At 61.3% G+C, this 12,085-nt stretch carries 13 protein-coding genes; 10 read left to right on the top strand and 3 right to left on the bottom strand.

All coding sequences use genetic code 11. The features are described 5' to 3' along the window. Window positions 1-580 precede the first annotated feature (580 nt). The 7 genes from EOA85_RS13990 to EOA85_RS13960 all read left to right on the top strand — a co-directional run bounded on the left by EOA85_RS13990 (window position 581) and on the right by EOA85_RS13960 (window position 6,773). Window positions 581-1,783, top strand: a complete 1,203-nt coding sequence (locus EOA85_RS13990) for an ABC transporter substrate-binding protein (RefSeq protein WP_127209831.1) — start codon at window positions 581-583, stop codon at window positions 1,781-1,783. A gap of 77 nt (window positions 1,784-1,860) precedes the next feature. Then, window positions 1,861-2,727, top strand: a complete 867-nt coding sequence (locus EOA85_RS13985; RefSeq protein ID WP_127209830.1) for a branched-chain amino acid ABC transporter permease — start codon at window positions 1,861-1,863, stop codon at window positions 2,725-2,727. Window positions 2,728-2,732: 5 nt separating this feature from the next. After that, the gene (locus EOA85_RS13980; protein WP_127209829.1) at window positions 2,733-3,707 is read left to right on the top strand and encodes a branched-chain amino acid ABC transporter permease; all 975 of its coding nucleotides are present in this window, start codon (window positions 2,733-2,735) and stop codon (window positions 3,705-3,707) included. A 4-nt stretch (window positions 3,708-3,711) separates the two neighbouring features. Further along, window positions 3,712-4,491 (top strand): ABC transporter ATP-binding protein, encoded by a 780-nt coding sequence (locus tag EOA85_RS13975; protein WP_127209828.1) that lies wholly within the window; start codon window positions 3,712-3,714, stop codon window positions 4,489-4,491. A 2-nt stretch (window positions 4,492-4,493) separates the two neighbouring features. Next, entirely contained in the window at window positions 4,494-5,216 is a 723-nt protein-coding gene (locus tag EOA85_RS13970) for an ABC transporter ATP-binding protein (RefSeq protein WP_127209827.1), read from the top strand. Window positions 5,217-5,224: 8 nt separating this feature from the next. After that, entirely contained in the window at window positions 5,225-5,965 is a 741-nt protein-coding gene (locus EOA85_RS13965) for an aspartate/glutamate racemase family protein (RefSeq protein WP_127209826.1), read from the top strand. 103 nt (window positions 5,966-6,068) lie between these two features. Further along, window positions 6,069-6,773, top strand: coding sequence for a GntR family transcriptional regulator (locus tag EOA85_RS13960; protein WP_164759646.1), 705 nt, complete (start codon window positions 6,069-6,071; stop codon window positions 6,771-6,773). 697 nt (window positions 6,774-7,470) lie between these two features. On the opposite strand, the gene EOA85_RS38965 is transcribed toward EOA85_RS13960, so the two are convergent. Then, entirely contained in the window at window positions 7,471-7,710 is a 240-nt protein-coding gene (locus EOA85_RS38965) for a recombinase family protein (protein WP_127209824.1), read from the bottom strand. 359 nt (window positions 7,711-8,069) lie between these two features. Between EOA85_RS38965 and EOA85_RS13950 the strand changes: the two genes are divergently transcribed. After that, a complete protein-coding gene (locus EOA85_RS13950) occupies window positions 8,070-8,285 on the top strand; it encodes a DUF3072 domain-containing protein (protein ID WP_127209823.1) in 216 nt (71 codons plus the stop codon). Between the two features lie 18 nt (window positions 8,286-8,303). On the opposite strand, the gene EOA85_RS38105 is transcribed toward EOA85_RS13950, so the two are convergent. Both EOA85_RS38105 and EOA85_RS13940 read right to left on the bottom strand, forming a co-directional pair. Further along, on the bottom strand, window positions 8,304-8,576 hold the full coding sequence (locus tag EOA85_RS38105; protein ID WP_206523299.1) for a hypothetical protein: 273 nt from the start codon (window positions 8,574-8,576) through the stop codon (window positions 8,304-8,306). 493 nt (window positions 8,577-9,069) lie between these two features. Further along, window positions 9,070-9,738, bottom strand: a complete 669-nt coding sequence (locus EOA85_RS13940; protein ID WP_127209822.1) for a TetR/AcrR family transcriptional regulator — start codon at window positions 9,736-9,738, stop codon at window positions 9,070-9,072. 24 nt (window positions 9,739-9,762) lie between these two features. On the opposite strand from EOA85_RS13940, the gene EOA85_RS13935 reads away from it, so the two are divergent. Both EOA85_RS13935 and EOA85_RS13925 read left to right on the top strand, forming a co-directional pair. After that, complete coding sequence (locus EOA85_RS13935; protein WP_127209821.1) at window positions 9,763-10,260, top strand: cupin domain-containing protein; 498 nt, start codon at window positions 9,763-9,765, stop codon at window positions 10,258-10,260. Between the two features lie 888 nt (window positions 10,261-11,148). Beyond that, entirely contained in the window at window positions 11,149-12,054 is a 906-nt protein-coding gene (locus EOA85_RS13925) for an alpha/beta hydrolase (protein WP_127209820.1), read from the top strand. The last annotated feature ends 31 nt before the right edge of the window (window positions 12,055-12,085 follow it).

Here is a 12,085-nt window from a genome sequence, read left to right as displayed (position 1 = left end):
ACATGACTGAGGGAGAACTTTCGGTCGTTCACAACAAAGAAAAGTTCACAGTCAAGAAGGGCGATGTTTGGGCCTGCGCTAAAGGCGCTACGACAGAAGGCACTCAGAACACGAGCAGTGCGGTCGCGATCATGCGGGTCATCGATTTGATGCCCGCATGAGGTAAGCGATGCGGTGCTCGAAACAGAACCAGCGTGGGGTCTGCCGCGGCTTGGCAAAGCCCCACGCCACATGCTTGCCACAGCCGGGATGCTCGCACCGGCGGTGCTGAATGCCAGGACGCGTGACTGGCTCCATTGCCCCGGGTAGGCGGATCAGCTCCTCGCTCATCGGAATTCTCGTAACAGGATGCCGTCGGACGGACGTTTAAGACGCGAGCGGGTGCCGGACGTAATCGATCTCGCAACCCGCGAAAGCGATGGTCGAAACGAAGTTGGGCCACCGACGACCGCTCACAAGATTGTCAACAATCTGAAAAAGCTTTGTTGACAGTTGATCGATTTGAGCCTTCACTCACGATAGTCCGCGCATCGGTCGAGTTCTGTCGCAACAATGCGCGGCCTCCAAAGGGGAAACAACAATGATCAACAGACGTTCAATAATCACATCCGCGGCGCTCGGCGCCGTCTCCGCGCTGGCAATCATGGCCGGCGGCACAATCACGGTGCACGCCGCCAATAAGGAGCTCAAGATCGGCTTTGTCGGCGTGACGAGTGGCGCGGCCGCTGCGTGGGGCACATCCAATGTCCGCTCGATGCAGACGCGCGCCGCCTGGATCAACGAAACCGGCGGTGTGAAGATTGGTGACGAGACCTATGACATCAAAATCGTCACCTTCGACGACCAGAAGGACCCGAAGCGGGCGATCGCCGGCATGGAGAAGATGGCCCAAGAGGGCATTCACTATGTCGTCGGTCCAAATGTCGACGACGGCGCGGCGGCGGTGCGTCCCGTGGCTGAATCCAAGGGCATCATCTATTTTCCCTACGCGTTCCCGAAGGAACTCTACACCCCGCCGGCGTCCAACGCCGTGCTCGGCATGATCGCCAACTACCAGTCGGCTCCGGCGATCTACAAATATCTCATGGAAAACAGGGGCGTGAAGAAAATTGCCTTTGTCGCCGCCAACGAATCCGATCCGCTGAGCCAGCGGGATGGCGGTGTTGCCGCGGCAAAGGCGCTTGGGCTCGAGGTTGTAGCTGCCACGGATGTCTACCAAAACGATACCCGCGATTTCACGCCGGTACTGACGCCGATCGTCTTACAAAAACCGGACCTGCTGGTGCTTTCGGGAGTCGCGCCCGGCAATGCGCCGCTGCTGATCCGCGCTGCGCGCGAGCTCGGCTACGAAGGCCTCATCTCCACCGAAACGGCGCAGGATGCCAAGGTGCTGGAAGAGGGCGCAGGCGAGTTGGCCAACGGCTTCATCTCGGTCGGCGGCGCATCGACGCCCGAAATCGCGTCCGACACGATGAAGGAATTCGTCGACCGCTATACGAAAATGTTCGGTGAATACAATGACGAGTCCAACACCAAGGTCTACGCGCTCGAATACATCATCGAGACGCTGAAGGTGAACCCGGCCGCGATTGACAATGTCGAGGAGTTCAAGAAGGCGATCGACACTTTCTCGGCACCCAATCCCTACCTGAAGCAGGATGCCAAGCTGACCTATGTCGGAATGACGTCGTTCGGCCAGAAGCGCCAGCTTTCGGTCCCGATGGTGGTCACGGAATACCGCGACGGCAAGTTCGAGACGCTCTTCGTCGCTCAAGTCGATTGACGCAACTGAACCGAAGCGGATTGCCGCAGGGGCTCGAGAATTTCGTCTTGAGCCTCTAAACGGCCGGAACCATCCTGATGGAACAAGTCATCGCCAACGGCCTCTATCTTGGCGCGCAATATGCCTTGATCGCGCTCGGTCTGACCCTGATCTTCGCGCTGATGAACGTGCTTAACTTTGCCCATGGGCAGATGTACGTTCTCGGCGGCTTCGTCACCTACACCGTTTATGGCCAGCTCGGCATGCCTTTCGTCATCGCGCTGGTCGCGTCCGGGATCACGCTGCTGGTCATTGGAGCGCTGGTCGAGAAATTCCTTTTCAGGACGGTGATTAAGCGAAGCGTGCGGGAGGAAAGTACGATGCTTCTCGCGGCGGCGGTCGCATTCTTCCTCGACGCCGTGATCCTCCTCCTGTTCGGGGAAAAGCAGCGCGGCGTACCGAAAATCGTCAAGGGCGTCTTCGCCTCCGACAGCCTGATAATGCCTTACGACCGGCTGCTGGTCGGCGCTCTCGCCATACTGTTCATCGCGTCTTTCGTGCTTTTCATGCAATACAGCAAGCCTGGACGCGCCATGCGGGCGCTGGCGCAGGACCGGGTCGCGGCGCAGCTTATGGGCGTCGAGGTCGACCGCTATTCGATGATCGGCTTTGCGCTTGGCGCCATGCTTGCCGGCATAGTCGGCGGGCTGCTGGTCGCCATCACCGGGGTCAATTCGGGCATCGGCGGGCCGATCTCGATCAAGGCGTTCTTGATGGTGATGATCGGCGGGGCCGGCGTGGTCAGCGGAGCGATCGCCGGCGGCTTCATCCTCGGCATGATGGAATCGGTCGGCCTGACGATGCTACGCCAATATGGCGACGTCACTTATCTCGTCATCTTCGCCGCGCTGATGGTGTTCCTGAGCATCCGCCCGAACGGGCTCATGGGCAAGCCGTGGGGGTGATGGACATGAAGCGTACACGCAACATCCTCGCCGTCGCTGTTTTCCTGCTGGTCGTACTCATCGGCGTGCCCTGGCTGATCGAGGCGACCGGTCGGCTCGACCTCTACTACACGCTGACCTCGGTCGCGCTGCTCAGCATCGCCAGCGCCGGGGTGTGGGTGACTTTCTACATCGGCCGCATCAATATCGGCCAGGGCGCCTTCGCGCTTATGGGCGGCTATGTTTCGGCCATCCTTGTCGTCCAGTACGGTGTGTCGTTCTGGCTGACACTGCCGCTGGCTGGGCTATTCTGCGCCGCTGCAAGCGTGCTGATCGGACTGCCCATCCTCAGGCTTCGCGGCGTCTATTTCGCCATGGTCACGCTGGTTTTGACCGAAGTGGCGCGGCTGCTCGCGCTGGCGCTGCCGATCACCAACGGAGCCAAGGGCATGGTCAGCATTCCGCTCCCCGGCGGCATCTCGATCTTCGGGCTGACCATCCTTCCCGATTTCGCAACGCTCGCCAATCCGCGTCCCGCCTTCTATCTGGTGTCGGTTGTGCTGATGGTGCTGTGCTTTGCGGCGCTCTACCGCCTAGTCCATTCGCGCATCGGCAAACTCTGCCAGTCGTTGCAGCAGAACGAGGAACTGGCCTCCTCGATCGGCGTCAACATCGCCTATCTGCGCGTTATCGCCTACGCCATCTCCTCATTCCTCGGCGGTCTCGGCGGTGCGATGTTCGTCGCCATCTCGCAGTCGATCTATCCATCGACCTTCACCGTCACCGACTCGGTGAACTTCATGCTGAACTGCTTCCTCGGCGGCCTCGGCTACGTCTTCGGGTCGATGATCGGCACCTTCGTCCTCTATTTCGGCTGGGATTTCCTGTTCGCGACCGGCGAGTTCCAGTTGCTGATCTTCTCGTCGGTGCTGATCGCGCTGATGCTGTTCCTTCCCAACGGCCTGCTCAGCCTCCGGCTGTTCGGCAAGAAGCAGAGCTAGGACCATGACTGAGCTTCTCCAGATCAAGGCCGTGACCAAACGCTTCGGCGGGCTGGTCGCGGTCAACAATGTTTCCTTCGCGGTCCGCGAACGCGAAATCCTCTCCGTCATCGGCCCCAACGGCGCCGGCAAGTCGACGCTGTTCAAGCTGATTTCCTCTTTCCTCAATCCGACCTCGGGCGAAGTGCTGTTCCGGGGAGAGCGGATTTCAGGCCTGGCGCCGCATATCGTCGCCCGGAAGGGCGTGGTGCGCACGTTCCAGGAGACGACGATCTTCAAGGGCATGACGGTGCGCGACAATGTCATCATCGCGCATCACCTGCGTTCCAATGCCAGCCTTGCCGGCTTCTATCTCGGCACGAATACCGCACGGCGCGACGAGGATGAATTCGGCCGCTCGGCCGACGAGATCATCGACTTCCTCGATCTCCGCGCGCAACGGCATGAGATCGCCAGCACGCTGCCGCACGGCCATCTGCGCGCGCTCGGGATTGCCATCGGGCTCGCCACGAACCCGACCGTGCTCCTGCTCGACGAGCCCTTCGCCGGCATGAACCATGACGAAACCGTGCGCGCGGTGGAGATGGTGCGCGGCGTGCGGAAGCGCGGCGTGACTGTCCTGCTGGTCGAGCACGATATGCCCGCCGTCATGAACATTTCCGACCGCATCGTCGTCCTGAACTTCGGTGTGAAAATCGCCGAGGGAACGCCGAAGGAAATCCAGGAGAACGAAAAGGTCATCGAGGCCTATCTCGGCGCCGAAGATGAGACGATCGGATTTTAGCCATGGGCGAACTGCTGAAAGTCTCCGACGTCGAACTCTACTACGATCATGTCTATGCACTGAAGGGTGTGTCGCTCAACGTCAACGAGGGCGAGACCGTCGCGCTGATCGGCGCGAACGGCGCGGGCAAATCCTCGATCCTGCGCGCCATCACCGGCCTGAAGAAAGTCCGCAGCGGCGAGATTCATTTCCGGGGCCACCGCATCGACGGAACGCGCCCGGACGAGCTGGTCAGGATGGGCATCGCCATGGTGCCGGAGGGTCGGCGCGTCTTTTCCTACATGACGGTGCGCGACAATCTGATGATGGGCGCCTTCACCCGCACCGACAAGGCCGAAATCGCCAGGACGCTGGACATGGTGCTCGGGCGCTTTCCGCGCCTGAAGGAACGCTATTCCCAGACGGCGGGCACGATGAGCGGCGGCGAACAGCAGATGCTGGTGATCGGGCGGGCGCTAATGGCCAAACCGAAGCTTCTGCTGCTCGATGAACCCTCGCTCGGCGTCGCGCCGAAGCTCGTCCAGGACATCGCCCGCTCCATCGTGGCGATCAATCGCGACGAAAAGGTCAGCGTTCTCTTGGTCGAGCAGAATTCGCGCATGGCGCTGCGCATCTCGCAGCGCGCCTACGCACTGACGACCGGAAAGATCGCGCTGGCCGGACATTCGGCCGAGCTGCTTGGCGACGACCGGGTCAAGAAACTGTATCTCGGCGGCGAAATATGAAAGCGCAAATGGACATACTCGTCGTCAATCCCAACACCACCGCGTCCATGACCGAAAAGATCGGCGAGGCGGCGCGCGGCGCGGCTTCGGCCGGCACCAGGATCATCGCCGTCAATCCGAAGGACGGGCCGCCGAGCGTCGAAGGCTATTTCGACGAGGTCTTCGCCATCCCGGGAATGATCGGCGAGGTCCAGAGACATCCGGCGGCGAGCGCCTGCGTCATCGCCTGCTTCGACGATACCGGCCTCGACGCAGTACGCTGCGTTAGCGAGATGCCGGTGGTCGGCATCGGCGAAGCGGCGTTTCACATGGCGAGCCTGATTGCCGGCAAGTTCAGCGTGGTGACGACGCTGTCGCGTTCGGTGCCGGCGATTGAGCACAATCTGGTGCGCTACGGCCTCGCCAGCCGCTGCGCCAGGGTGCGGGCAAGCGACGTTCCCGTTCTGGAGCTCGAAGTGCCCGGCTCCAACGCCCGCCATCGAATTTCTGAGGAGATCGAGCGCGCCATCCGCGATGACCGGGCCGAGGCGATTGTGCTGGGATGCGCCGGAATGGCCGACCTCGCCGCCGCGCTCAGCCGCGAAAATGGCCTTCCCGTGCTCGACGGCGTCGCCTGCGCGGTAAAACTCTGCGAGAGCCTCGTCGGCCTTGGGCTGTCGACCTCGAAGCGCGGCGGCTACCAGGTTCCACTCGAAAAATCCTTCGCCGGAATCTTTGCGCCCTTTTCGCCCTCCGGCCGTGCATCCTGATGCGTGCAAAAATTGTTGACATTCCCGCACAGGATGTTCGATGTCCGGCCTGAAACGCGGCGTTCGCGCCCCTATGCGATCCGGCCGCCGGGACAATGCGACGATGGACCTACTTGGACCAAAGACACGGGATGGCGACAAGCCGACGATGCGCTGGTTTCCGGTCTATGCCGGCCTGCGCGACGCCATCGTCAGCCACCGCCTCGCACCGGGCACAAAGCTGCCGGAGGACGAACTCGCCTCGATTTATTCGGTGAGCCGCGCGGTGATACGCGCGGCGCTGCAGGCGCTTTCGCATGACCGCTTGGCTCGGCTCGAGCCGAACCGCGGCGCGTTCGTCGCCCAGCCGACCAAGCAGGAAGCGCGCGAAGTGTTCGAAGCGCGGGCGCTGATCGAGCCCAAGGTCGCGGCGCTTGCCGCCGAAGTGGCAAAGCCGGCCGAGATCGCGCAACTGCGGCTTCATCTCGAAAAAGAGCACGAGGCCCTGCATGCCGGCCGCGACAGCGACGCCATCATGCTGTCGGCAAAATTCCATGTCGGCATCGCCGAAATCGCCGGCCATTCGATCTTAACCGGCTTCGTCAAGGACCTTCTTTCGCGCTCATCCCTGATCATCGCGCTCTACTGGCGCCGGCGCGACACCACCTGCGAAAGCCACGCCCATCACGCCCTAGTCGATGCCATCGAAAAGCACGACGTGAAAGACGCGTCCGACCTGATGCGAGGTCATCTCATCGACCTTCTGTCGGGCCTCGATCTGTCGCTTGGCGAGAAGAAGCCCGAGAGCCTGGCGGACATCTTGCGCTGACCTCCGCTGTCAAACTCTTCGCCCGAGTCCGCACCATGCTGGCCGTGATTGAGCAAGGCATAGCTTTGGTCCATGACGACTGCTTCGTCGTTCCTGCGGCAATAACGGTAGCGCTCGTAGAGTTCCGCGGCGCGGCCCTCCAGCTGCGACTGCTCCTGCTGGGCCATAGAGTCCCTCCCGCACAAGGAGCCGGTCGGGCAACGCGGCCGATCCGAGCTTAAAGCAGCAACCCTAAAGCGGCCTGTATGCCAGGCAACCCGCGACAGAAACAAAGCAGATCGCTACGAAGATCAGCTCACCCACCCTTAACGAGAGACGGATCGGCGGAACCGGTGACGCTGGCGCTGACCGCCCGGCTGGCGATCCCGGCCGCGTCGTCCTTCGCCGGGCTGATAGCCCCGCTTGGCCTGCCGGGCAGGGATGCTCGACAGGCAGTTGCACCGGCCCGTCCGCCGAGCGCGGGTCGTGGTCCGTCTTCTTTTCCGAAGACATCCCCCCGCGGAGCGTTTGTGAACTTCCCGCCTATAAAAACAAATCCAACGTTCAAAAGATGTTCGTTGACCGCGCTAAGATGTTTCGCAATTCGACACCTGCCATTGGCCATTGCGTGCTGTCCGAACGGCGCTGAATCAAGGCGATGATTGGCAGCATCGTCTGGGCAAATCGATCATCTTCAGCAATCGGTATCTTCCGGCCCTTAGCCGCAGCTTCGGCGGTGTTGGTCGGCTTGGCCGAACTTGATGCCTGTCGTTTTGCGCGAAGCGAGGGCGGCTCTTGTGCGCTCCGAGATCAGCCGGCGCTCCTTCTCTGCCAGTGCCGCGTAAAGGTGCAGCATGATGGGATCGGCATCGGCGCCGAGCTCGGCGACATGAACGGAACCCGCTGCACGGCCGGCAATGAAGGCGAGGTCTCGGGAGAGGCGATCGAGCTTTGCCACGACGACCGGGGCATTTGGCCTGGCGGGCGAGGGCGAGGGTGGCTGTCAGTTGTGGGCGCCGATCGAGCGCGTCTGCTCCCTTTCCTGTCTCGATCTCGGTGAACTCAAGGACGATTGCAATCCCCGGTTTCGGCGAAGCGGGCAACCGCAGCGCGTTGCGCCCCGATGCCGAGGCCAGACCGACCCTGCCTTTGTGTTGAGACCGATAGTAGGCGACCGCGCTCGACATGGTTCAAATTCCTAGCGTGTGCAAAATGCAAACCACCATTTGCAGTGTGCTCACAACGGTCAAAAAGCCAAGTCCGCCAAGGAACAAAAAGAGATCAAAGGCATTCCTCCTGCCACGATAGGAGATTGCCATGGAAGACCCGCGCGCCAAAACTGATGCCTCGGCCAATGTCGACAAAGATCCCGATGAATGGGTGAGCGGCGAGGATCCGATGACCCCGTCGCAAGCATCGTACCTGAAAACCCTATGTGAGCAGGCGGAGGATGAGGAAAACTTTGAAGAGAGCCTCAGCAAGGCAGAGGCTTCCAAGCGCATCGACGCATTAAGGGCAAAGCTGAAGCTCTAGCCCACCGGCACGAGCGCCTCACACAACCCAGCGCAGATCTGGCGTCACGTACACTGGCTGCTTTCTCGGCTCCCCATAAGCCACGCTGATCAGGCCGAATGCGTCGGCGCCGTGGCTCGACCAGTGATGCTCCGGTCCGAGACCAATGTTGCGCGCCTCGTCGTACTTCTCGTACCATCTCAAGGCGTCCAAACCCGGCGAACACGTCGCTTCGTTGAACCAGAAGGCCGGGAACAGCCGGCGGCCTGCCTCGAAACGCTTCAGGGCCGCGCCTTTGCCCTGGTTTGGCACCGTCGTGACGTCAAAGCCGGCGGAGCGGATGTGGTCCTCGAATCGGATCGCGGTGACGGCGTTTCATGGGAAGCATCATGCGGTAGGAAACATTCGGCGCCGCCGTAACCCTTGGTGCGAAGCCACTCCAAATGCGCTGCCAGCGGCTGACGTACCGCCTCGCAATAGTCGAGCGCCCGGATCTCGCGACCGACATAATGGACGATCCAGATTGCCGTCGCGTCTCGCACTCCGATGTCCCAAAAACCTTTGACCGAAAGCAGGGGATCGCGGGCAACCTTGCCGATCTTGCAATGAGGCTTATGGAAAGGTCCTGGCCGACGCGCCTGCATCTCCGATGTCCCGTCTCCCATTCAGCCACCGTCTCCAAGGAGGGTAGGGGCCTTTCGACCCTGAGTGGTCGAAAGATAGGAAATGAGCCCAGAAGCGGACGGGCTACGCCGTCATCACGACGCGAACAGGTGCGGCCCGATACGCGCACGAACTGTAATATTCAGCGCGCTGATGATGTCACGAGACTGACGGCAAGCTCAACGGCTTCAGCATCGGACAGGCCTTGTCCCTCGGCGAACGACAACCAGGTCGAGAACTCGAGGGTGTGGGCGAGGGTTGCGCTGAAGAATCGGAGCCGGGCTGGACTTACCTTCCAGCCGGCATGCAGTATCTCCGCTGCTCGCTGGAGAAGCGTACGCCTCCGCTCCAGCGCAGCAGCCACCACTGGCATCTCGGCGTCGCGGTAAAGGTTGGCGAGGAGTTGACGCTTGCGGCGGTAGTAACCGTAGAGCTGCTTGAGCGCCGTCCGATGGCGCTCCTGCGGGTTCTCAATGCCGATCCATCTATCTGGCCTCGGCGGGGGGTCGAGCTCGAACGAATAGGCGGTGCAGGCGGTGAAGATCGCCTCCTCGTCGGGAAAGTGGCGATACACCGTGAGGCGCTGCACCCCGGCCTTTTCGGCTATCGCGCTGATCGTGGTTCGCGAAGGCCCCACGGTATGGTGCAACTCGGATGCCGCGCGCGCGAGTGCCCGGTGGGTTTCAGCCTGTTTGTCGGCCCGGGACTTGAGGGTGTAGCGCCGAGGTGGCACTTTCGGTGAACGCACGTGATTACCCATCTTGACGAGAGCCGAATCCGAGTTTATCGATGAGTGAACATAAACGTTCACCGATCATCAGCCAAGGAGGGAGCCATGGCTGCCCCCATCACTATCCCGCATAGTGCCGGCGACTCCTTCGCAATTGGCGGTTTCGGTATCCACTGGAAAATTGACGGCGCAGCGAGCGACAAGCGCTTCTCAGTGGTTCACCACGCTCTTGCCCCTCATGCGCTGGCGGCGCCGCTTCATCGGCATCATCGGGAAGACGAGTATTCCTATGTTCTCACCGGCCGGCTCGCGGCTTTACTTGGCGATGATGTCGTCACCGCTGAACCAGGTACCTGGATGTTCAAGCCGCGCAACCAGTGGCACACCTTCTGGAACGCTGGTGACGAGCCGTGCGAAATCATCGAGCTGATCTCTCCTGCGGGATTCGAGAACTACTTCCGAGAGCTCGCGGCGCTGTGGCCCGATCAAACCAAGATGCCCGGGCTACTCCGGAAGTACGAGCTCGACATGGATCCCGGAAGTGTGACCGAGCTCTGTGCCCGGTATGGGCTGGTTTCGGCCCGCCGCGAAGCTGCCACCTAAGGCTCCGTCACCGCTATGAGGCGTCAAGCGGTTCGTCCGGGATGCCGGCGATCCGTAAGGGCCGGGGACCTCGCAGAGCGGCGCGTGCAGGGCGTGCGGGACTTTGAACAGCACGGCCAAGGATCGCGTGACCATCAGCGTCGGAACAACGGTGACCAACGAGAACGAGACTCCAGCGATTTTGTCAATGCCGCCGATCTGGCACTCTTCCGAGCTAAGTCGGAAGGACGAGACCGTGTGCCTCGTCTGGTCTGCCGCCGTCGGGAAGAACTGCGACAAGCTGGCCCCGAGCTATGATATCTTTCCACCCGGTGTCATTCGCATAACGGACTGACGCTCCGCGGGTCCTCGCCATGCAACGCAAGCTTGCGCCCTATCCGTTCCGCTCAATGAGAATTCGTCGGCTTGATCCGTGCGCCTGTGGGTCTCATGCATCATCGGAGGCAGATGTTCACCAGGCAGATGCGCTGGCCGAGACAGCAGGTCCGCTCTAAGGAGCAGACGCTCCCGTCCTGCAACCCGTTGCCTGTCTCCGCGACGACGGCCCAAGCGTCCTCGCTCCGGCTATGGTAGGTGATAACACGTCACCGCCGCGGCGTCCGATGCTGAGAGTGCGGTGTTGCGCCCAAGCCCGCTGCAGGCGCCAGCAGCGAGGATGATCTTGGTCCGATAAGGGGTCGTAGAACGAACCCGAAGCGGCAATATTCGACCATGTGCGGGGGGTGGGTCAGTGCTAAAAGATGACGAGCGGGTTTGTGGGCGACCTGTCGTCCCGTGCTATGCCGCAATTGTAACGAAAAACTCCCAGCGCTGGCATTGCGCTTTATGGATGACATGTGGCTGCTGCTGTCCGCCGGTTTTCTATGCCTGATGGGGTAGGAATGCAAAATGAGCGATGTGGATGAACACCTCGATCTGACAGAGATCAACGCCGTCCGCAGCCTGTTGACGTCAAAGCCACGACCGGTGGGCTGGGACGAACGCCGGGCACGGCTCGATGAGGTTGGTTCGGTGTGGCCGATTGCGGACGACATCCGATGCGAGGATGTGGTTTTCGATGGCCTTGAGGGCGAGTGGTCCCTAGCGCCTGAGAGTGACAGGGATAAGGTTCTGCTCTTTTTCCACGGTGGTGGCTACTGCTCCGGCTCTCTCAAAAGTCATCGTCGAATGGTGACCGAGGCAGGTCGAGCAATGGGAATGCGTACCCTCGCGATCGACTATCGACGCGCACCGGAACATCCTTTCCCTGCGCAACATGAAGACGCACTCACCGCATGGCGCTTTCTGAGCCGGCAAGGGATCGCGCCGGATCGCATCGTGGTTGGTGGAGACAGTGCGGGCGGCAACCTCACCCTGTGCTTGGTAAGCATATTGTGCGCGGCAGGGGAGCGGTTGCCGCGATGTCTTTGGCTGGTTTCCCCCTGGACAGACCTTTCGATGTCCGGCGCGACACTATCAACTAAGGACGCGATCGACCCTATCATCCACCGGGCGTATTTGGAGGAACTGGCGACCGCCTATGCCTCCCATGTCGTTGGCCGGCGCGATCCCCGGATCTCGCCGTTGTTCGCCGATCTGAGCGGATTTCCCCCAATGCTGATACAAGTCGGTTCGGCCGAGACGCTGTTGTCGGACGCAACTCGGCTCGCGGCAGCCGCTGGCGCGGCTGACGTCAAGGTACGTCTCGAAATTTGGCCGCATATGATTCATGCCTGGCCGGTTTGGAATGCAGGATTGAGTGCCGGTTGGCGCGCTCTTCACACCGCGGGCACGTTTGTCCGCGACTATTTATAGCTCTCGGGTGAGGCAGCTGCTGGCGCAATGT

Source organism: Mesorhizobium sp. M5C.F.Ca.IN.020.29.1.1 (assembly GCF_003997375.1).
Lineage (GTDB): Bacteria > Pseudomonadota > Alphaproteobacteria > Rhizobiales > Rhizobiaceae > Mesorhizobium > Mesorhizobium wenxiniae.
The sequence above is the reverse complement of the archived record's forward strand: the minus strand, read 5'-3'. Positions and strand labels throughout refer to the sequence as shown.

Bases quoted from the DNA above. Each gene is read 5' to 3' on its own strand.
- EOA85_RS13990 (WP_127209831.1), top strand. From the start codon at position 581: ATGATCAACAGACGTTCAATAATCACATCCGCGGCGCTCGGCGCCGTC.
- EOA85_RS13985 (WP_127209830.1), top strand. From the start codon at position 1,861: ATGGAACAAGTCATCGCCAACGGCCTCTATCTTGGCGCGCAATATGCC.
- EOA85_RS13980 (WP_127209829.1), top strand. From the start codon at position 2,733: ATGAAGCGTACACGCAACATCCTCGCCGTCGCTGTTTTCCTGCTGGTC.
- EOA85_RS13975 (WP_127209828.1), top strand. From the start codon at position 3,712: ATGACTGAGCTTCTCCAGATCAAGGCCGTGACCAAACGCTTCGGCGGG.
- EOA85_RS13970 (WP_127209827.1), top strand. From the start codon at position 4,494: ATGGGCGAACTGCTGAAAGTCTCCGACGTCGAACTCTACTACGATCAT.
- EOA85_RS13965 (WP_127209826.1), top strand. From the start codon at position 5,225: ATGGACATACTCGTCGTCAATCCCAACACCACCGCGTCCATGACCGAA.
- EOA85_RS13960 (WP_164759646.1), top strand. From the start codon at position 6,069: ATGGACCTACTTGGACCAAAGACACGGGATGGCGACAAGCCGACGATG.
- EOA85_RS13950 (WP_127209823.1), top strand. From the start codon at position 8,070: ATGGAAGACCCGCGCGCCAAAACTGATGCCTCGGCCAATGTCGACAAA.
- EOA85_RS13935 (WP_127209821.1), top strand. From the start codon at position 9,763: ATGGCTGCCCCCATCACTATCCCGCATAGTGCCGGCGACTCCTTCGCA.
- EOA85_RS13925 (WP_127209820.1), top strand. From the start codon at position 11,149: ATGAGCGATGTGGATGAACACCTCGATCTGACAGAGATCAACGCCGTC.